This is a genomic window from Streptomyces sp. NPDC001544 (genome assembly GCF_042894285.1).
Lineage (GTDB): Bacteria > Actinomycetota > Actinomycetes > Streptomycetales > Streptomycetaceae > Streptomyces.
Window position 1 is genome coordinate 337,375 of record NZ_JBIAVN010000006.1, and the last position, 18,670, is coordinate 356,044.

General features: G+C 71.3%; 19 protein-coding genes. 10 read left to right on the forward strand and 9 right to left on the reverse strand.

Annotated features, from left to right (window positions below; genetic code table 11):
- Positions 1-15 precede the first annotated feature (15 nt).
- Entirely contained in the window at positions 16-408 is a 393-nt protein-coding gene (locus tag ACFY0F_RS18775; RefSeq protein ID WP_388794922.1) for a YidH family protein, read from the forward strand.
- Entirely contained in the window at positions 396-719 is a 324-nt protein-coding gene (locus tag ACFY0F_RS18780) for a DUF202 domain-containing protein (protein WP_388794925.1), read from the forward strand. Before ACFY0F_RS18775 ends, ACFY0F_RS18780 begins: the two co-directional genes overlap by 13 nt.
- A gap of 4 nt (positions 720-723) precedes the next feature.
- Here ACFY0F_RS18780 and ACFY0F_RS18785 read toward each other — a convergent pair whose 3' ends face one another.
- Positions 724-1,683: an NADP-dependent oxidoreductase gene (locus tag ACFY0F_RS18785; protein ID WP_388794928.1), complete on the reverse strand. Its 960-nt coding sequence runs from the start codon at positions 1,681-1,683 to the stop codon at positions 724-726.
- A 241-nt stretch (positions 1,684-1,924) separates the two neighbouring features.
- Between ACFY0F_RS18785 and ACFY0F_RS18790 the strand changes: the two genes are divergently transcribed.
- Both ACFY0F_RS18790 and ACFY0F_RS18795 read left to right on the forward strand, forming a co-directional pair.
- Positions 1,925-2,947: a phosphotransferase family protein gene (locus tag ACFY0F_RS18790; RefSeq protein ID WP_388794931.1), complete on the forward strand. Its 1,023-nt coding sequence runs from the start codon at positions 1,925-1,927 to the stop codon at positions 2,945-2,947.
- Between the two features lie 5 nt (positions 2,948-2,952).
- Entirely contained in the window at positions 2,953-4,176 is a 1,224-nt protein-coding gene (locus ACFY0F_RS18795; RefSeq protein WP_388794933.1) for an acyl-CoA dehydrogenase family protein, read from the forward strand.
- Between the two features lie 58 nt (positions 4,177-4,234).
- Here the strand turns inward: ACFY0F_RS18795 and ACFY0F_RS18800 are convergent, their stop codons facing one another.
- From ACFY0F_RS18800 to ACFY0F_RS18810, 3 genes are read right to left on the reverse strand one after another with little or no spacing between them, the layout of a single operon-like run.
- Complete coding sequence (locus ACFY0F_RS18800; protein ID WP_388794936.1) at positions 4,235-4,828, reverse strand: TetR/AcrR family transcriptional regulator; 594 nt, start codon at positions 4,826-4,828, stop codon at positions 4,235-4,237.
- A gap of 25 nt (positions 4,829-4,853) precedes the next feature.
- Positions 4,854-6,521, reverse strand: a complete 1,668-nt coding sequence (locus ACFY0F_RS18805; protein ID WP_388794939.1) for a class I adenylate-forming enzyme family protein — start codon at positions 6,519-6,521, stop codon at positions 4,854-4,856.
- Positions 6,518-7,291: an SDR family oxidoreductase gene (locus ACFY0F_RS18810; protein WP_388794942.1), complete on the reverse strand. Its 774-nt coding sequence runs from the start codon at positions 7,289-7,291 to the stop codon at positions 6,518-6,520. The genes ACFY0F_RS18805 and ACFY0F_RS18810 overlap by 4 nt, the downstream gene beginning before the upstream one ends.
- Positions 7,292-7,413: 122 nt before the next feature.
- Between ACFY0F_RS18810 and ACFY0F_RS18815 the strand changes: the two genes are divergently transcribed.
- Both ACFY0F_RS18815 and ACFY0F_RS18820 read left to right on the forward strand, forming a co-directional pair.
- Entirely contained in the window at positions 7,414-8,643 is a 1,230-nt protein-coding gene (locus ACFY0F_RS18815) for an exo-beta-N-acetylmuramidase NamZ domain-containing protein (protein ID WP_388794946.1), read from the forward strand.
- A gap of 81 nt (positions 8,644-8,724) precedes the next feature.
- Positions 8,725-10,038: a serine-threonine protein kinase gene (locus tag ACFY0F_RS18820; RefSeq protein WP_388794949.1), complete on the forward strand. Its 1,314-nt coding sequence runs from the start codon at positions 8,725-8,727 to the stop codon at positions 10,036-10,038.
- Between the two features lie 22 nt (positions 10,039-10,060).
- Here the strand turns inward: ACFY0F_RS18820 and ACFY0F_RS18825 are convergent, their stop codons facing one another.
- Complete coding sequence (locus ACFY0F_RS18825) at positions 10,061-12,844, reverse strand: penicillin acylase family protein (protein ID WP_388794952.1); 2,784 nt, start codon at positions 12,842-12,844, stop codon at positions 10,061-10,063.
- A 262-nt stretch (positions 12,845-13,106) separates the two neighbouring features.
- Here ACFY0F_RS18825 and ACFY0F_RS18830 point away from each other — a divergent pair, with 262 nt between their 5' ends.
- Entirely contained in the window at positions 13,107-13,709 is a 603-nt protein-coding gene (locus ACFY0F_RS18830) for a hypothetical protein (protein ID WP_388794955.1), read from the forward strand.
- 80 nt (positions 13,710-13,789) lie between these two features.
- Complete coding sequence (locus ACFY0F_RS18835) at positions 13,790-14,512, forward strand: 3-keto-5-aminohexanoate cleavage protein (protein WP_388794958.1); 723 nt, start codon at positions 13,790-13,792, stop codon at positions 14,510-14,512.
- Positions 14,513-14,527: 15 nt separating this feature from the next.
- Here ACFY0F_RS18835 and soxR read toward each other — a convergent pair whose 3' ends face one another.
- Positions 14,528-14,992, reverse strand: a complete 465-nt coding sequence (soxR, locus tag ACFY0F_RS18840; protein ID WP_388794961.1) for a redox-sensitive transcriptional activator SoxR — start codon at positions 14,990-14,992, stop codon at positions 14,528-14,530.
- Between the two features lie 115 nt (positions 14,993-15,107).
- On the opposite strand from soxR, the gene ACFY0F_RS18845 reads away from it, so the two are divergent.
- The gene (locus ACFY0F_RS18845; protein ID WP_388794964.1) at positions 15,108-15,569 is read left to right on the forward strand and encodes a MaoC family dehydratase; all 462 of its coding nucleotides are present in this window, start codon (positions 15,108-15,110) and stop codon (positions 15,567-15,569) included.
- Here the strand turns inward: ACFY0F_RS18845 and ACFY0F_RS18850 are convergent.
- The 3 genes from ACFY0F_RS18850 to ACFY0F_RS18860 all read right to left on the reverse strand — a co-directional run bounded on the left by ACFY0F_RS18850 (position 15,566) and on the right by ACFY0F_RS18860 (position 17,881).
- Positions 15,566-16,222 (reverse strand): TetR/AcrR family transcriptional regulator, encoded by a 657-nt coding sequence (locus ACFY0F_RS18850; RefSeq protein ID WP_388794966.1) that lies wholly within the window; start codon positions 16,220-16,222, stop codon positions 15,566-15,568. The genes ACFY0F_RS18845 and ACFY0F_RS18850 overlap by 4 nt on opposite strands.
- A 103-nt stretch (positions 16,223-16,325) precedes the next feature.
- Positions 16,326-16,613 carry a YiaA/YiaB family inner membrane protein gene (locus ACFY0F_RS18855; RefSeq protein WP_388794969.1) on the reverse strand — a complete coding sequence of 96 codons (288 nt, stop codon included), beginning with the start codon at positions 16,611-16,613 and terminating at the stop codon, positions 16,326-16,328.
- A gap of 116 nt (positions 16,614-16,729) precedes the next feature.
- Complete coding sequence (locus ACFY0F_RS18860; protein ID WP_388794972.1) at positions 16,730-17,881, reverse strand: acyl-CoA dehydrogenase family protein; 1,152 nt, start codon at positions 17,879-17,881, stop codon at positions 16,730-16,732.
- Between the two features lie 90 nt (positions 17,882-17,971).
- Between ACFY0F_RS18860 and ACFY0F_RS18865 the strand changes: the two genes are divergently transcribed.
- Positions 17,972-18,613, forward strand: coding sequence for a TetR/AcrR family transcriptional regulator (locus ACFY0F_RS18865; RefSeq protein WP_388794975.1), 642 nt, complete (start codon positions 17,972-17,974; stop codon positions 18,611-18,613).
- Positions 18,614-18,670 lie beyond the last annotated feature (57 nt).

The window sequence follows — 18,670 nt, forward strand, 5'->3', positions numbered from 1 at the left end:
GGTAGGGTCGTCGGCGTGATCGAGTTCGTACGGAACGTCCGGTTGTGGTTCGCGCCGGAGCAGGTGCGGGAGGAGGGCAGTACCCCCGACTACCGGTTCTCGCTGGCGAACGAGCGGACCTTCCTGGCCTGGCTGCGCACGGCGCTGGCGTTGATCGGCGGGGGCTTCGCGGTGGACCAGTTCCTGCCCGACCTGCGCTGGGGCTGGCGCGTCGGGCTGGCGCTGGGGCTGCTGGGTGCGGGGGTGCTGTGCTCGCTGAGGGCGGTGAACCACTGGGTGCGCTGCGAGCGGGCCATGCGCCGGGGCGAGGACCTGCCGGCCTCCCGGTTCCCGGCGGTGCTGAGCCTGGTCGTCGCGGTGGTGGCCGTCGCCATGGTCCTGGTCGTGCTGGCCGGGTGGGCGGGGTGACGGCCGGGCGGGACCCCGGGCTGCAGCCGGAGCGGACCCGGCTCGCCTGGCGGCGCACCACGCTGTCGTACGCCGTGGCCTCCGTGCTGGCGCTGAGGGCCGCGCTGCACGGCGGGGCGACGGCCGGCGGGCTCCTCGCGTGTGCCCTGTGCGGCGCGCTCTGGGTGGGCTTCCTGCTGGTCGCGCACCGCCGTATCCGCGCGCTCGCGACCACGGGCGGCCGCACCGTCGCACTCGCCCCGCGCCACGCCGTGGCGGCGGCGCTGTGCACGGTGGCGACGGCGGTGTGCGCCGTCGCACTCGTCGTCTAGGTTTTCATCCGCCCGAGCCGGCTTCGGGTTCCTCGGACCAGTCGACGGTCACCACGATCTTGCCCCGGGTCCTGCCCTCCTGGTTCAGCCGGTGCGCGTCCGCCGCCCGCTCCAGCGGGAAGGTCTCGGACACGTGCACCGACACCACGCCCTGCTCGGCGAGTTCGGACAGCCGGCCCAGGTCCTCCGCGTCGGGGCGTACGAAGCAGTAACGGCCGCCGTAGCCCACCACGTCCGGGTCCGCGATCGACGCCATGCGACCCTCGGGGGCAAGCAGGTTCGCCGAGGTTTTCAGGGTGTCGCCGCCGATGGTGTCGAACACCGCGTCCACGCCCTGCGGGGCGAGGGCCCGTACCCGTTCGGCGAGGCCGTCGCCGTACGTGACCGGTTCGCCGCCCAGTTCGCGTACGTAGTCGTGGTTGTGCTCGCTCGCCGTGCCGATGACCCGGGCGCCGAAGTGGGTGGCGAGCTGGACGGCGATCGAGCCGACGCCGCCGGCGGCCGCGTGCACCAGGACGGTCTCGCCCTGCTTGACCTCCAGCGCCTTGACGATCACCTGGTAGGCGGTGAGCCCGGCCAGCGGCAGTCCGGCCGCCTCCTCGTAGGTGAGGTTGCGCGGCTTGCGGGCCAGGGTGCGCACGGGGGCGGCGACGTACTCGGCGAAGGTGCCCCGGGAGAGGAAGTCCTCACGGACGTAGCCGATGACCTCGTCGCCTACGGAGAACTCGGTGACCGAGGCCCCGGGCTGCACGACCACCCCGGAGACGTCCCAGCCGGGGACGACGGGGAAGACGGTGTCCAGGAGGGAGTCCAGGTAGCCCTCGCGGCACTTCCAGTCGACCGGGTTGACGGCCGCCGCGCGCACCTTCACCAGCACCGAGTCGGGGCCGACCTTGGGATCGCGCACCTCGCCGTACTCGAGTACCTCGGGTCCGCCGTAGCGGCTGTAGTGGATGCCCTTCATGTCACAGACCCTCCGCGCTACTCGTACGCCACGCAAGCGGGATGCCCCGATACGGGGTGTTCGCGTGGCAGCTGTGCGTCGTCACGGTCACCCCGTACCCCGGAAGGTGTGCGGCATGACGACTCCTCGGAGGTGGTCGGCCTATCGTGGCACCGGTCACGTTCGGCCCGGCCACTGGACGGCATACCGACCGGTCGGCATCATGAGTTCCATCCAGTTCGTCCGCCCGTAGGAGCGATGCATGAGCCCCGACCACCCGCCAGGACTCGATCTCGACCGGCTGCGCGGCCTCCTCGACCGTGAGCGGCCCGGCCTGGTGACCGGACCCCTGACCGGCCGGCTGATCGAGGGCGGACGGTCGAACCTCACCTACGCGGTCTCCGACGGCACCGCCAAGTGGGTGGTCCGCCGGCCCCCGCTGGGCCATGTACTGGCCACCGCGCACGACATGAAGCGCGAGCACCGCGTGATCAGCGCCCTGCACCCGACGGACGTACCGGTGCCGCGCCCGGTGCTGCTGTGCGAGGACGAGCAGGTGCTCGGGGCGCCGTTCTACGTGATGGAGTTCGTCGAGGGCACCCCGTACCGCACCGCCGACCAGCTCGCCCCGCTGGGCGAGGAGCGCACCCGCGACGCGGTGCTGTCCCTGGTGGACACGCTGGTCGGGCTGCACGCCGTGGACCCCGCCGAGGTGGGCCTGGCCGACTTCGGCCGCCCGGAGGGCTTCCTGGACCGGCAGCTGCGCCGCTGGGGCAAGCAGCTGGACGCCTCCCGCAACCGTGAACTGGCCGGCATCGACGAGCTGCACGCCTCCCTCGGGCGGCAGCTCCCCACCTCCCCCGCGCCCGCCGTCGTGCACGGCGACTACCGCCTCGACAACGTGCTGATCGGGCCGGACGACCGGATCAGGGCGATCCTCGACTGGGAGATGTCCACCCTCGGCGACCCGCTGACCGACCTGGGCCTGCTGGTGATGTACAGCCGGCCGCTGGGCATGCCCGACTCGCCGGTCTCCACCACGGCCGAGGCCCCCGGGCACCCCTCCCCCGCCGAGCTGATCGAACGGTACGCCGTGCGTTCGGGCCGGGACGTCTCGGCCGTCTCCTGGTACACGGCGTTCGCCTGGTTCAAGCTGGCCGTGATCCTGGAGGGCATCCACTACCGGTACACGCTGGGCCAGACGGTCGGGCACGGCTTCGACCGCATCGGCGAGCTCGTCCCCGTCTTCATCGACCACGGACTGACCACTCTTCAGGAAGGCTGACGGCCATGGACTTCGCGTTCGACGCGCGCACGGAGGAACTGCGCGCCAAGCTCCTCGCCTTCATGGACGAGTACGTCTACCCGGCCGAGCCGGTCGCGGAGGAGCAGCGGGCCGCGCTGGCCTCGCCATGGGACACCCCGGCCGTCGTCGAGGAGCTCAAGGCCGAGGCGCGCAGGCAGGGTCTGTGGAACCTCTTCCTGCCCGACGCCGAGTACGGAGCGGGGCTGACGAACCTCCAGTACGCGCCGCTCGCCGAGATCACCGGCCGCTCCCCGCAGCTCGCGCCCACCGTGCTGAACTGCGCCGCGCCCGACACGGGCAACATGGAGGTGCTCACGCAGTTCGGCGACGAGCAGCAGAAGAAGCAGTGGCTGGAGCCGCTGCTGGCGGGTGAGATCCGCTCGGCGTTCGCGATGACCGAGCCGGAGGTGGCCTCCTCGGACGCCACGAACATCACCACGCACATCGAGCGAGCCTCCGACGGTACGGACGAGTACGTCATCACCGGCCGCAAGTGGTACATCTCCGGGGCGATGAACCCGGACTGCAGGATCTTCATCGTGATGGGCAAGACCGACCCGGACGGGCCGGACATCCGCCGCCAGCAGTCCATGGTGCTGGTCCCCCGGGACACCCCGGGTGTCACGGTCAAGCGGGCCATGCGGGTGTTCGGGTACGAGGACCACTACCACGGCGGCCACGCCGAGGTGATCTTCGACCACGCGCGCGTGCCGGTGTCGAACCTGATCGGTGAGGAGGGCGGCGGCTTCGCCATCGCCCAGGCCCGGCTCGGTCCCGGCCGCATCCACCACTGCATGCGGCTGATCGGCATGGCCGAGCGGGCGATCGAGCTGATGTGCCGGCGGGCCGTCTCCCGCACCGCCTTCGGCAAGGCGCTGGCCCAGCAGGGCGTGGTCCACAACTGGATCGCGGACGCCCGGGTGACGGTCGAGCAGCTGAGGCTGCTGGTGCTGAAGACCGCCTGGCTGATGGACACGGTCGGCAACCGGGGCGCCCACACGGAGATCCAGGCCATCAAGATCGCCACGCCGCGGGCGGTCGTCGACATCATCGACCGCGCGATCCAGCTGCACGGCGCGGGCGGTGTGAGCCAGGACTTCCCGCTGGCCGAGCTGTACGCGGGGGCCCGCACCCTGATGATCGCGGACGGCCCGGACGAGGTCCACCAGCGGTCGCTGGCACGGCGGGAGCTGAAGAAGTACCTGTGAGGCACGGGTGAGGGGCGGTCGCCGTGGGCGGCCGCCCCTCACCTCTGCCCTGCCGCGGTCAGGGCCGCAACGCCCGCAGCAGCAGGTCCGCGAGGTGGTCGGCGACCTGCTGCGGGGTGAGCGGGCCGTCGGGGCGGTACCAGGTGGACAGGTGGTGGACGGAGCCGAAGTGGTAGTCCACCACGAGGTCGGCCGGGGTCGCGGTGGAGAAGACGCCCTCGCGCTGGCCCTCCTCGATCAGCGCACGGAAGCGTTCGTGGTAGCGCCGCCGCTCGGCGCGCACCTGCTTGTTCTTCTCCGGGCTCAGGTGGTGCATGGAGCGGAAGAAGATCATCGCGTCGTCGAGGTTCTCGATGGTGGTGACCACGACGTCGGCCGCGGCGCCCCGCAGCCGTTTCTCGATCGGCTCGTCGGCGTTCGCGAAGGCGTCCAGGCGCTCCTGCTGGAGGCGCAGCACCCGCGAGTACACCTCGTGCAGAAGGTCGTCCTTGGAGCCGAAGTAGTGGTACAGCGCCCCCTTGGTGACGCCTGCGGCTTCCACGATCTCCTGCACGGAGGTGCGGTCGTAGCCCTGCTCGGCGAAGAGCCGGGTGGCGGCGGCGAGCAACCGCTGCGGGACGGGGGTTCCGTCTCCGTCCGTCGTCCTGGGCACTGCCGCCACCTGCCTTTCTGTAGTTCTACTGACTGTCGTGCGCCCGGGAGCGCAGTTCCCGACGGAGGATCTTCCCACTTGCCGTCTTGGGCAGGTCGGGCAGGATCTCCACCTGACGCGGGTATTTGTAGGCCGCCAGTCTCTCCTTGCAGTAGGCGGCCAGTGCGTCGGGGTCCGTCTCCGCGCCGGGACGGAGGCTGATGTACGCCTTGACGGTTTCGCCACGATAGCCGTCGGGAACCCCGACGACGGCCGCCTCCCGCACTCCGGGATGGGTGTAGAGGACGTCCTCGACCTCGCGTGGCCACACCTTGAAACCGGACGCGTTGATCATGTCCTTCTTGCGGTCGACGACGTAGAGCCAGCCCTGCTCGTCCATGAAGCCGATGTCGCCGGTGCGCAGTTCGCCGCCGGGGAAGGTCTCGGCGGTGGCGTCGGGCCGCCGCCAGTATCCGGGCACGACCTGCGGTCCGCGGACCACGATCTCGCCCTGCTCGCCGAAGGGCACCTCCGCGCCCTGGTCGTCGACGATCCGTACGACCGTGTCGGGGCCGGGCACACCCACGGCCAGGGTCCCGGAGACCGGGTCGACGGGTGCCTCCCGGCCGGGCGGCACGCTGGCGCAGGGCGCGGTGCACTCGGTCAGCCCGTAGCCGTTGCGGATGTACGGCCCGAAGCCCGCCCGGAACTTCTCCACCAGCGCGGGCGGCAGGGGCGCGCCGCCCGAGGAGATGACCCGGAAGGAGGAGAAGTGGTCCGGGGTGGCGGCCGGGTGGGCGGCCAGCGCCATGAAGGCGGTGGAGGGGCCCACGGTGTAGTGCGGCCGGTGCTCGGCGAACGCGTCCAGGACGGCCCCGGGCTCGAAGCGGTAGGCCAGCACCAGCGTGCCCGCGCTGTTCAGGCAGGCGCCGAGCTGGCAGACCATGCCGGTGATGTGGAACAGGGGTGCCATCGCGAAGTATGTCGGCGCCTCGGGCAGGCCGAGACCGGTGCTCTGCCGCTCGGCGTTGTACATGATGTTGCCGTGCGTGTTGGTGGCCCCCTTCGGGGTGCCGCTGGTGCCCGAGGTGTAGCTGATCAGGGCGATGTCACCGGGGGCCGGGTCGCGGTCCTCGGGTGCCCTGTGGCCCTGCCGCGCCGCGGCCACCAGGTCGTCGGCGTCCGGGGCCTGGGGCAACCGCTCGAAGGTGAGCACGCGCGCGTCGTCCCGGGTCTGGAAGTCCAGCTCGCAGGCGGTGAGCACGATCCGTACGGTCGAGTCGGCGGCCGTGGCGCGCAGGTACGACTCCCAGGCCCGGTCGGCGCAGACCAGCGCGGTCACCTCGGCGTCCCGCAGGACGTGGGACACCTCGCCCGCCTTGTACATCGGGTTGACGGGGACGACGGTCGCGCCGGCCTTCCAGGCGCCGAGCACGGCGAGCACGAAGTGCGGGGAGTTCTGGAGCAGGACGGCCACCCGGTCACCGCGCCCGAGGCCGCGGGCGGCGAGGTGACCGGCGACGGAGTCACTGAGCTCGTCCACCTCACGGTAGGTCAGCCGGGCGTCGAAGTAGGCGAGGAAGGTGCGGTCCGGGGTCCCGGCGACCGCGCGGCGCAGGGCGTGCACGAGGGAGTCGGCCGGTTCGACCGGGGCGCGCTGGGCCTCGTCGAGAAGGGCCAGCCAGGGCTTGGCGGCGTAACGGGACCCGGTCATCGGACCTCCTCCCACTTGCGCTGGAGGTGGTTCATTCCGCCGAGCCAGCGGTCGGGGTCGGTGGCCCGCGCACGGTAGTACTCGGCGACCTCGGGGTGCGGCAGGATCAGGAAACGGTCCTCCTCGATGCCCCGGAACAGGGCGTCCGCGACGTCCTCCGGCTCGATCGCGGTGGACTGCAGGACGATGTCGCCGGCACTGCCGGTCGCGGCGAGCATGTCGGTGCGGACGCCCTGCGGACAGATCGCGTGGACCTTCAGGCCCCGGTGCCGGTAGGTCAGCGACAGCCACTCGGCGAAGGCGTACGCGCCGTGCTTGGTGACGGCGTAGGGGGCCGCGCCGATCATGGTGAGCAGGCCGGCGGCCGAGACGGTGGACACGAAACGGCCGCTGCCGCGCTCCAGCCAGTCCGGGAGCAGCGTGTGGGCCGCGCGGACGTGGGCCATGACGTTGACGTCCCAGGAGGCCGCCCAGGCCGTCTCGTCGAGGGGTCCGGAAGCCTCGCCGCCCTCGAAGGCGACGCCCGCGTTGGCGCAGTACACGTCGACCGTGCCGCCGAGCGCCTCCTTGGCCTCGGTGACGACGGCGGAGGCGTCGCCCGGCACCGGGATCCCGCCGATCTCCGCGGCGACGGCCTTGGCCCGCTCCGGGTCCAGGTCGTTGACCACGACCCGGGCGCCCTCGGCGGCGAACCTGCGGGCCAGCGCGGCCCCGATGCCACCACCCGCTCCGGTGACGACCACTCCCGCATCCTGCACGGCTTCCACCATCGGTCTCCTTCGACACGACGCGAATCGGCTCTGCCGCGCCAGACTAACCAGTCGGTATGTGTAAAAGGAAGGCCGGTCCGGTCACACTCGGCATGCGCCTTCCCCCTGCACGGAGGTCACCCATGCGCCTGGCCAGACGGAGCCTTCTCGCATCCGCCACGATGGCAGCGGTACCCGCGGCACCCGTCACGACCGTACCCCGCAAACCGGTACGAACCGGATTCGAGCGTCTCTCGGCCGACGGCTACGCCCTCCTTTCCGGCCAGAAGGCCGGCATCGTCACCAACCCGACCGGCATCACCCGGGACACCCGCCACATCGTCGACGTCATGCACGCCGACCCGCGCGTCAGGCTGACGGCGGTCTTCGGCCCCGAGCACGGCTTCCGGGGCACCGCGCAGGCGGGTGGCTCCGAGGGCCGCTACGACGACCCGGCGACCGGACTGCCGGTCTACGACACCTACCTCAAGAGCGGGCAGCCGCTCGCCGACGTCTTCACCGCGTCCGGCGTGGACACCGTCGTCTTCGACATCCAGGACGTGGGGGCTCGCTTCTACACCTACATCTGGACCCTGTACGACTGCATGGAGGCCGCCGCCCTCGCGGGCAAACGGTTCGTGGTGCTGGACCGGCCGAACCCGGTGACCGGGCGGTCGGCGCTGGGGCCGGTGCTGCACCGGGAGTTCGCCAGTTTCGTGGGCCGGCAGCCGATCGCACAGGCGCACGGGATGACGGTGGCCGAGCTCGCGCGGCTGTTCGACGCGGAGTTCCTGGGCGGCCGGGTCGACCTGGAGACCGTACCCATGACGGGCTGGCGGCGGTCGGAGTTCCACGACGCCACCGGACTGCCCTGGGTGCCGCCGAGCCCGAACATGCCGACGCCGGACACGGCGCTGGTCTACTCGGGAACCTGCCTGTTCGAGGGGACGAACCTGTCGGAGGGGCGCGGCACGACCCGGCCCTTCGAACTGCTGGGCGCGGAGGGCGTCGACGGACGGTGGGCGGCCGCGGCGAACGAACTGGGGCTGCCGGGCGTGCGCTTCAGGGAGGCGTACTTCGCTCCGACGTTCTCCAAGTTCCAGGGCAGGACCGTCGGGGGCGTGCAGATCCACGTCCACGACCGGGCCGCGTACGACCCGGTGCGTACCGGGATCGCGCTCCTGGTGACCGCGAAGCGGGTCTGGAGTGGCTTCGGCTGGCGGTCCGACAACTGGATCGACAGGCTGACGGGCTCCGCGCGGGTGCGCACGATGATCGACGCGGGCGCGGGCACGGACGAGGTGGCCGGCGCCTGGCAGGAGGAGCTGACCGCGTTCCGGCGGGTGCGCGAGGAATACCTCTGCTACAACTGAGCCGCCGGGTATGGCCAATTCTGTCCTCCGGTAGGACGATGCGCCCACATCGCACCACTTCGGGGGACGAGGGGGCCTGCCATGGCGGATCCTGGGACGACCGTGACTCCCTACTGGGAGCTGACCTTCGACGCCGACGGGGATGTGGACGGCCCCGAACGGGACCGGCTGCTCGCGGAGGCCGGGAGCCACGGCGTCCGCGACCTGATCGTCTTCTCGCACGGCTGGAACAACGACCGTTCGGGCGCGACCGCGCTCTACCACCGCTTCTTCGCACCGATCCCGCGGCTCGCCCCGAAGGCCCGGATCGGGTACGTGGGCGTGGTGTGGCCCTCGATGCGGTTCTCGGACGAGCCGATCCCCGACTTCCCCAAGTCCGTGGCGGCCACCGAGGCCGAGGCGGCACCGCGCCCGGCCCTCGACAAGGACACCCGGCAGGCACTGCTGCGCACCTTCCCCGACCGGACCACGGTGATCGACCGGATCGCCGCGCTGCTGGACCGGCAGCCCCCCGGGGAGGCCGCGCTGGAGGAGTTCGGGCGGCTGGTGCGGCTCCTGGTCGAGGTGGCCCCGGACTGCCCGCAGTCGCGGTGCGCGACGGACACGGCGGCGGACGGCGAACCCGGCATGCTCTGCGGGGACACGGCGGCGGCGTGCGAGGAGTTCGCGCAGGCGCTGGCGGGGCTCGACTCCCCGGGCGGGACGGAGGGGTTCTCGCTGCCCAATCCGTGGGACGGCGCGCGGGAACTGCTGCGCCAGGCGACGTACTACGCGATGAAGCGACGGGCCGGGACCGTCGGGGAGCACGGGCTGGGTCCGGTGATCGGGCGGCTGGCCGGTGCGGCGCCCGGGGTGCGGGTGCACCTGGTGGGGCACAGTTTCGGCGGCCGTCTGGTGTCCTTCGCACTGCGCGGGCTGCCCGACGGGGTGAGCGCGGTGAAGTCCGTGACACTGCTCCAGGGAGCCTTCTCGCACTACGCCTTCGCGGTCGAACTGCCGCACGACCCGCAGGCCGGCGGGGCGCTGCGGAACCTGCAGGGGCGCATCGACGGACCGCTGGTGTGCTGCTACTCCCACTACGACGGGGCGCTCGGCACCTTCTACCCGCTGGCCTCGCGCATGGCGGACGACGCGCAATCGGTGGCGTGCTTCGACATCGGGCGGGTGCTCGGCCCCAAGTGGGGTGCGATGGGGCATGACGGCGTGCAGGCGGTGCCGGGAACACGGGCGCTGACCCTGGCCGAGGCGCTGGCCGGGCCGCTGCCCGGCTCGGGGTGCGTGAACGTCGACGCGGCGGCGGTGGTGTGCCGCGGCGGGCCGCCGGCCGGCGCGCACAGCGACATCGTGCACCCGGAGCTGGCCCGGGTGGTGCTGGCGGCGGGGCGCATCGCCTGACCCCGCCGCCGGCACTCCGGCGTCACCGGTGGGAGGTGTACTCCACGACCTGCTGGAAGGTCGGGCGGTTCTGCCAGCTGATCTTGCCGTGCTTGATGCCGCCCAGGGTGCGCTGGACGATGGAGTCGGCACACCACTGGTCGCCCGCCGAGCACTGGTCGTCGCCGGGGTAGACCTGGGCCGCGGTCTTGCCTGCCGCCTCCTTCAGGGTGCTGATCAGGATGTCCCGGCAGGACCCGAGGTCGCCGCCGCCGCAGTACTTCTGCGCGAGGCCGCCCTGCACGGACTCACCGAGCACCGCCCGGATGTCCTTGTCGACATAGCTCCACCAGCCGTACTGGAAGGAGCTTCCGGCGTGCGAGCCGGTCGGGCCGTGTCCGGCGGACGGGGCCTCGTCGACGGGCAGGTTGTTGCCGAACGCGGTGTACAGGTCGCTGCCGAAGCCGGGTTCGAACTCCGCCTTCGCCAGCAGCGGCCACCAGGCGTCCAGGATCCGGATCGCGTCGGCGTTGGCGTAGGTCTTCGACCCCGCCGAGGTCTCGGTGCGCTTGGCGCCCGCGGTCATCCAGGCCTGGAGCTTGCCGACGGCCGCCGCGGCCGTGGAGTCCGTGACCGTGCTGCTGTTGATGACCTTGAGCAGCTTCGGCAGCACGTCCTCGGCCCGCAGGTCGGCGAGTGCGGCGTCCGCCATCGCCTTCACCAGCGCGCTGCGGGTCACCCCGCCGGCCGCGACCAGCTTCTTCACCCGGTCCTCGAGCAGGTTGCCGCGGTGTACGGACCCTTCACCCCAGGGGGCGGCGGCGTAGTCCTTGGCCTGCTTGTTGTTCCAGGAGACGTAGTAGTCCTGGTCGATCGAGTTGGGGTGGGCGGAAGCCGGGGTGTAGGAGGCCGTGTTGGTCGTCGGGTCCCAGTTCTTCCACTCGTACGCCGCCTGTCCCCACACCGGGAACTCGGCGTCGACGCCGCTCGCCCGCACCGGGTTGTCGCCGCTGTTGTAGTACGCGGTGTGCTGGGAGTCGGCGTAGAACCAGTTGAAGGTGTAGTTGATGTGCTGGGCCGCGCTCTGGAAGTCCGCCGGGCCCTTGACGAAGTCGGGGTCGTTCAGCATCTGGAAGCCGATGATCGAGTCGGCCTCGTGCAGGTAGGAGGAGCGCAGGGTGGTGTAGGCGACCTTCTTTCCGCCGACCGTGGCCCGGTACTGCACCGGCCCGTACTTGGTGCGCCACACCCGCATCGTGTAGGAGCCCGCCGCGGTGCCGTCGGCGGTCGTCGGCTTCCAGGCGTTCGCCTGCTCCACCTTGTCCATGGCCGTGCAGGTGCCGTGGTACAGGTAGTGGTAGTCGTCCTGGCAGAGCTCGACCGCGTAGGTGTCGATGATGTCCTGGCCGGAGGTCGTCGCGCTCCAGGAGTAGTCCTGGCCGCGGCCGAGCTCGACGTACATGCTCAAGCCCGCGAAGGAGGCGCCGCGGGCGCTGATGCCCGGGCCCTGGATCTCCTGGAGCATGAGGAGCTGCGGGGCGAAGTAGCCGGTCTGCGGGCCGAACACGGCGATGGGGTGGCCGCTCTTGGTGTACTTGCCGCTGACCACCAGGGCGTTGGACATGCCGCGCTTGGCGGAGCTCAGCGTCGTCTTCGCCGCCGTGGCCGAGGCGCTGGTGGCGCTGGAGGTGGCCGCGCTGCCGGTCCGGTCGTAGACCAGCGGTTCCTGGGTCACCGAGCCGGCGTCGGGCAGGGCCTCGCCCTGGGCGTCGTCCGGCTTGGCCGCGTACGGGAAGCTCTCGCCGTTGTGGACGGTGAGGACGGCCTCGGGGTCGTTGCGCTCACGGAACGACTCCCAGACCTTGGTGCCCTCCGCCACGCCGTACTTGGACTGGGCGGCGATCAGGGACAGGGCGTTGTCGACCTCGCCGCCGCCGCCCGATCCGAACAGCGAGCCGACGACCGAGGCCAGCGCCACCAGGTCGGTGATCTTGAAGTGGTCGATCGTGCCGGCGTTGGTGATCGAGTCCTTGTGACCGGTCAGGACGTACTCGCCGGGGAAGTAGCGGCCGCTGTCGGAGGCGTCGATGTAGGAGTTGATGCCGGCGAGGTAGGCGCCCGCGTCGGCGAGGGCCTGCTGTCCGCGGGCGCCGTTCTTCGCGACGGCGTTGTCGATCTGGGCCTGCAGGTCGGCCTCGGTGTAGGGCGCGTTGCGGTAGAACTCCTGCTCCAGGCCCTGGTTGGCGGCGGCGCCGCCCGCGAAGGTGGTCAACTGGCCGCGGCCGACGTGCCGGAAGACGTCCATGAGCCACAGCCGGTCCTCGGCGGCGGCGTACCCGGCGCCGAACTCGGTGCCGTACCTGGTGGTGCCGGTGATGTGCGGCACACCGGTCTTCTTGTCGCGGACGATCGTCACGTCGCCGCGGCCGGCCGGCTTCTCGGTGGAGGCGACCTGGTCGGAGGGCACGCCGAACGAAGCGTCGTTGAAGAACGTATTGATGGTGGAGTCGGTGAGAGCCGGGTAACCGGAGGCCAGGTTGGCGTAAGGGCCCAGCTGGTCCTCAGCGTGACCCGGCTGGGTGCCGAACGCCTGGTTGAGCAGGACCTGGGCGAGGGTGGCGTTGCCGTTCTCGCCGGGCGGCAGGATGTCGGAACACTGACCGCCGCAGTAGTCGTTGGAGGCCGTGGCCGCGCTGGCGGTCACCTGGGTCAGCGGGGACAGAAGACCGGCGATGAGGACGCATATGGAGGCCGACTTCAGGAACCCGTTGAACCTGCGGGGAGTTCTCAGTCTGTCGAGTGTCGGGCGTGGGACGCGCCGGGCCATGGCAGCTCCTGGGGAGTGGGGGTGCGCAGACGTTACCGCCGGTATCCCCGAGAGTGAAGATGAACATGCGTCACTTTTTGGAGTCACCTTCGGGTTTCTCCTGGAGAGGTCAACCCGGGACGCCTTATGGGAGGGCATCGGAAAACGTATGGAGCCGGATCGGGAGTCGATACGTCTACTCGTCGACGTCGGTACGAGGACTCCGTATGACGACGCCGAAGTGACCGAAGTGCAGGTGCAGATGTGACGGAGGTGCAGGGCGATGGCCGGTTTCCGGAGTCTGGCGAGACAGGTGCGGGACCCGCGGTGCGATCTGGCACTGCGGCGCTACTCGCTGCGCAAGTGCCTGGAGCGGTTCGCTCCCTACGGTCACCGGGCGACCTGGGACCATCTGTGCTCCCGGTCCGGGTTCGGCCCCGAGGACCGCTCCCCCGATCCGGCGCGGCTCGTGGCCGCGTTGGAGGAGCTGGAGGAGGCACGGGCGGTCTGGCTCGCCTACGAGGTCGAGTTCGCCGAGCGCCGGAAGAAGGAGAAGTACGACGGGTTGCGCCGGCCGGGCAGCGTGGACGACTGGCACCGGCTGACCTGGGGCGGCTTCGGTGTCGCCTGGTGCGACGACCCCCGTGTCCACCCCGATGAACCCCTCGCGGAGGTGCTGCGACGGCTGATCGCCGCCCTGGAGCGCGAACCGGGCTCGTGCTGCCCGGTGTGCGACGGGGAGCGCCTCCTCTGGAAGTACGACCTGGACCACGAACCGTCGTCGGGTCCCGTCTGCACGGACTGCGGGATCCTCGTGCCCCGCCCCGTGCTCACACCCGAGGCCCTGGCGTACACCAGGCGCGGGCGGTTGCTGATGTCGGCCTGACCGAGCGGGGGTGCGCAGGGGATGCCGTACCCCCCTTGTACGGTGGGGTGGTTGTCAGTGGCGTGCCGCACCATGGAGGCATGGTGCAGGTATGTCTCAACGGACCCCGAGGGGGCGCCGACGGCGCGGGCGTGCCCTTGTCGCCGGAGGCGATGGCGGAGGCCGCGGCCGAGGCCGTAGCGGCCGGGGCCACGGAGGTGCACGTCCACCCCAAGACGCCATGCGGGCAGGACAGTCTGTCCCCGCGCGTGGTCGCGGCGACGCTCGAGGCGATACGGGCGCGTGTGCCGGTGCCGGTCGGAGTGACCACGGGAGCATGGGCCGCGCCGGAGCCGGCGGAGCGGCTCGCGCGGGTGCGCGGCTGGTCGGTGCCGCCCGACTTCGCCTCGGTCAACTGGCACGAGCCGGGCGCGGAGGAGATCGCGGCACAGCTGATCGACATGGGGATCGGTGTCGAGGCGGGCATCTGGTCCGGGACGGACGGCGCGGCCCGGTTCGCGGTGTCACCGCTCGGCCCGAAGGTGCTGCGGGTACTGGCCGAGGTGACGGACCCGGCCCCGGACACCGCCGAGGCGTCGGCGCGTTCCCTGCTGTCCGGCCTGGGCGAGGCCCACGACCGCCCGGTGCTGCTGCACGGCGAGGAGGGCGGGGCGTGGCCGGTGCTTCGGCTGGCGAGACGGCTGGGGCTGGCGACACGTATCGGGCTGGAGGACACACTGGTGCTGCCCGACGGTCGACGGGCCTCGGACAACGCCGAGTTGGTGACCGCGGCACTGCGGATCCCCTCGGGGAGTCGGGGCTGAGGCCGTCCGGCCGCGTCAGCGCCGGGGCGGCTCGGCCAGCAGGCTGGAACCCACGCGCCGTTCACCGTACTGGTCGTCCGGGTTGGACAGTACGCAGGTGTCCAGTGACAGACATCCGCAGCCGATGCAGTCCGTGAGGTGGTCCCGCAGCCGGTTCAGCCGGCGGATGCGCTCGTCCAGTTCGGAGCGCCAGGTCTCGGAGAGGCGCGCCCAGTCCTCGCGGGTGGGGGTGCGTTCCTCGGGGAGTTCGGCGAGGGCCTCGCGGATGGTGGCCAGCGGGATGCCGACGCGCTGCGCGGCGCGGACGAAGGCGACGCGGCGCAGGGTGTCGCGGGTGTAGCGGCGCTGGTTGCCCGACGTGCGGTGGCTGCGGATGAGGCCCTTGGACTCGTAGTAGTGCAGGGCGGAGACGGCGGCGCCACTGCGCGCGGACACCTGTCCGACGGTCAGCTCGTGGATCTTCTCAGGGATCTTGGGCACTCCTGAGAGCCTACCCACCCCGGCCCGCTCCCCTGTCGTTGACATCGGTTCCGCCAGCGACCATGCTAAGCAGTCGCTTAGGGAACCGCGACTCCGTGACGTGAGAGGCCTGGACATGGCAGAACCGAGGATCTTCACCTCCCCCGACGAGCTGAAGGCGGCCGTGGGCGAGCAGCTCGGCCACACCGACTGGCTCGAGGTCGACCAGAAGCGGATCGACCTCTTCGCGGAGGCCACCGGCGACCACCAGTGGATCCACGTCGATCCGGAGAAGGCCGCCGCGGGCCCGTTCGGGACGACCATTGCGCACGGATACCTGACCCTGTCGCTGCTGCCGCTCTTCGGCCCGCAGCTGATCAAGGTGGAGGGGGTGAAGATGGGTGTCAACTACGGGACGAACAAGGTCCGCTTCCCCGCTCCCGTCCCGGTCGGCTCCCGCCTGCGCGCGACCGCCACGATCACCGGTGTCGAGGACGTCACGGGCGGCGTCCAGGTCACCGTCGCCTTCACGGTGGAGCGCGAGGGCGGCGACAAGCCGGTCTGCGTCGCGGAGTCGGTGTCCCGTTACTACCTCTAGGGGGTGTCTTCCTGGGCCGCGTCCGGGACCTGCTTCGCGCCGACCATCCGCAGGACGAGGTCGGCATACAGGGCGCCGACCTCCTCGGGTGTGCGCGGGCCGTTCACGTTGAACCAGCGGGCGACGTCGATGCACAGGGACAGCACCGCGAGGGTGGTGCCGTGCACGTCGAGCACCTGGAACTCGCCGGACGCGACGCCGTCCTCGACGATCCCGCGCACCTCCGCGTCGACCTGCCGGCGCAGCGCGAGGATCTCGGCCCGGGCGTCCGGCCCGAGCGCGTCCAGTTCGTACTGCACCACCCGGGCGGTCGTCCGCCGCCCGGCGTGCCAGCGGACGAAGGAGCTGACCGCGTCGGCGAGCCGCTCCGTGGCGCCGCCCTCGCCCCGGGCCGCCGTGCGCAGGATGTCCAGGGCCTTGTCGTGGCCGATCCGGCTGATCCGGTGGAGGAGCTCCTCCTTCGTCTTGTAGTGGATGTAGAGCGCGGCCGGGCTCATACCCGCGCGGCCCGCGATGTCGCGGGTCGTCGTCGCGTGGTAGCCGCGCTCGGCGAAGGCCTCCACGGCGGCGACGAGCAGTCGCCGGGCCGCGTCAGGGGTGACCTCTTCCCACGGCTCGACCTCGCCGCCGGCCGTCTCCTCCGCCGTACTCATCGTTCACTCGCCCCTCTCGGTACCGGAGCTCTACCATACCGCCGAAGCTGAGCGAGCGCTTAGCGTGCCCGGTCACAGCTTTCCCGGGGCCGTCGCGGTCCGCTCAGAGCTTCTCGAAGGGGTCGTGCTCGGCGAGCAGCCTGTCCAGCCGGGCCTGGTCGACCCGGCTCACGATCTGCCCGGCCTCCTGGCGGTCCCGGATCACCTTGGCGAGGGTGAAGGCAGAGGTGACGAGGTAGAGGACGGCGATCCCGAGGAAGCCGCGCACCCAGGCGTCGGCGTTCAGCCGGAAGATGCCGATGGCGGTCGCCGCCATGGCGATGGCGAAGGACGCGACGGCCTGGCCGTAGAAGGCGGCCGTACTCTGCTGCTTGACCGGTGTGTCGCTCATGGGGACAAGCTTCGGCGGGGGTGGCCCGCGCCACATCCGTCCGCGTACTCAGACGCGTACTCAACGACACGTACTCAACGACACGTGCTCGAAGACACGTGCTCGAAGACACGGCCTCAGAACGCCGAGACCCCGGTCAGCGCGCGCCCGATGAGCAGCTTCTGTATCTGGCTGGTGCCCTCGTAGAGGGTCATCACCCGGGCGTCTCGCAGCAGTTTGCCCGCCGGGTACTCGTCGATGTAGCCGTAGCCGCCGAAGACCTGCAGGGCGTTGTTGGCGGCGCGGACGGCCGCCTCCGAGGCGAAGAGTTTGGCCTTGGAGGACTCCACGGCGAAGGGCAGGCCGCGGTCCACGAGGTCGGCGACCCGCCAGGTCAGCAGCCGGGCCGCGTCCACGTCGACGGCGATGTCGCTGATCAGCTCCTGCACGAGCTGGTGGTGGGCGATGCTCCTGCCGAACTGCTCGCGCTCCCCGGCGTAGCGGACCGCCGCGTCCAGCGCCGCCTGGGCGATGCCCACACAGCCCGCCGCGACCGACATCCGGCCCTTGGCGAGGGCGGACATGGCGACGGAGAAACCCCTCCCCTCCTCGCCCAGCATCGCCGAGGCGGGCACCCGCACGTCCTCCAGGACCAGCTCGGCGGTCGCCTGCCCGCGCAGGCCGAGCTTGCCGTGGACGGCGCGGCGGGTCAGTCCGGGGGTGTCCGCGGGCACGAGGAAGGCGGAGACACCCTTGTGACCGGGGGCGTCCGTGGAGCGGGCGAAGAGCAGCACGACATCGGCCCAGGTGCCGTTGGTGATGAACATCTTGGTGCCGCTCACGACATAGTCGTCGCCGTCACGGACCGCACGGGTGGTGAGGTTGCCCGCGTCGGACCCGGTGCCCGGTTCGGTCAGGCCGAAGCAGCCGACGTGCTCACCGGAGGTGAGTCCCGGCAGCCAGCGCCGCTTCTGCTCCTCGCTCCCCCAGACGGCGATCGACTTGGCGACCAGGCCGAGCGAGACGGAGACGATGCCGCGCACGGACGAGTCGCCGCGGCCCAGCTCCTCCGTGACCAGGCAGTACTCCAGGTGGTCGCCGCCCGAGCCGCCGTACTCCTCGTCGATGGTCAGCCCCAGGAAGCCGACCTCGCCGAGCTTCTTCACGATGCCCCGGTCGACCTCCTCGGCCCGGTCCCAGGCGACGACGTGGGGGGCGATGTCACGCTCCACGAAGTCCCGGGCCAGCTGCCGGACGGCGCCCTGCTCCTCACTGAGCTCCAGGTTCACGACGAGGCCACCCCACAATCGACGGATCTTGAAAGCCGTACATTTAAATTAGCACTGCTAGTTTCTGGTCACAGCCCTACTATGTGCGCCATGGCCCGACCGCGCAAGCCCCTCCTCAGCACCGACCGGATCGTCACGACGGCACGGGAACTGGTGGACGCCGAGGGGCTCGCGGCCGTCTCCACCCGCCGGCTCGCGGCCGAACTGGGCGTGAGCGGACCCTCGCTGTACAACCACTTCCGCACGAAGGACGAGATCCTGGAGGCGGTCGCCGACTCGGTGAGCGCGCAGGTCGACCTGACGATGTTCGAGGACGGCAGGGACTGGCGGACCGCCCTGCACGACTGGGCCGTCTCCTACCGGGCGGCCCTGCGCGACCACCCCAACATCGTCCCGGTGCTGGCCCGCGGCCCCGGCCGCCGCCCGGCCGCGCTGCGCCTCGCCGACGCCGTCTACGGCGCGATGGTCGAGGCGGGCTGGCCGCCGGCCCAGGCCACCTCGATCGGCGCGCTGATGCGGTACTTCATCATGGGCTCCGCGCTCGGCTCCTTCGCCGGGGGTTTCGTCGACGACGAGAGCGCGTACGACCCCGCCGACTACCCCCACCTCGGCCAGGCCCACCTCCTCGCCGACCAGCCGGAGAAGATCGACGAGCGGGCCTTCGAGACGGGCCTCACGGCGCTGCTGGACGGGCTGGTGCGGCAGTACGAGCGGCTCGGCCGGGCCGGGTAGCGGACCGCACGGACACTTCGGCGGCCACCGAACCGTCCGTACCCCATGCTGGAGGGC

Coding starts and splice junctions, on each gene's coding strand:
- ACFY0F_RS18815 (WP_388794946.1), top strand. CDS start 7,414: ATGCGCCTGGCCAGACGGAGCCTTCTCGCATCCGCCACGATGGCAGCG.
- ACFY0F_RS18810 (WP_388794942.1), bottom strand. CDS start 7,291: ATGGTGGAAGCCGTGCAGGATGCGGGAGTGGTCGTCACCGGAGCGGGT.
- ACFY0F_RS18845 (WP_388794964.1), top strand. CDS start 15,108: ATGGCAGAACCGAGGATCTTCACCTCCCCCGACGAGCTGAAGGCGGCC.
- ACFY0F_RS18795 (WP_388794933.1), top strand. CDS start 2,953: ATGGACTTCGCGTTCGACGCGCGCACGGAGGAACTGCGCGCCAAGCTC.
- ACFY0F_RS18850 (WP_388794966.1), bottom strand. CDS start 16,222: ATGAGTACGGCGGAGGAGACGGCCGGCGGCGAGGTCGAGCCGTGGGAA.
- ACFY0F_RS18805 (WP_388794939.1), bottom strand. CDS start 6,521: ATGACCGGGTCCCGTTACGCCGCCAAGCCCTGGCTGGCCCTTCTCGAC.
- ACFY0F_RS18825 (WP_388794952.1), bottom strand. CDS start 12,844: ATGGCCCGGCGCGTCCCACGCCCGACACTCGACAGACTGAGAACTCCC.
- ACFY0F_RS18855 (WP_388794969.1), bottom strand. CDS start 16,613: ATGAGCGACACACCGGTCAAGCAGCAGAGTACGGCCGCCTTCTACGGC.
- ACFY0F_RS18790 (WP_388794931.1), top strand. CDS start 1,925: ATGAGCCCCGACCACCCGCCAGGACTCGATCTCGACCGGCTGCGCGGC.
- ACFY0F_RS18785 (WP_388794928.1), bottom strand. CDS start 1,683: ATGAAGGGCATCCACTACAGCCGCTACGGCGGACCCGAGGTACTCGAG.
- ACFY0F_RS18820 (WP_388794949.1), top strand. CDS start 8,725: ATGGCGGATCCTGGGACGACCGTGACTCCCTACTGGGAGCTGACCTTC.
- ACFY0F_RS18865 (WP_388794975.1), top strand. CDS start 17,972: ATGGCCCGACCGCGCAAGCCCCTCCTCAGCACCGACCGGATCGTCACG.
- ACFY0F_RS18835 (WP_388794958.1), top strand. CDS start 13,790: ATGGTGCAGGTATGTCTCAACGGACCCCGAGGGGGCGCCGACGGCGCG.
- ACFY0F_RS18830 (WP_388794955.1), top strand. CDS start 13,107: ATGGCCGGTTTCCGGAGTCTGGCGAGACAGGTGCGGGACCCGCGGTGC.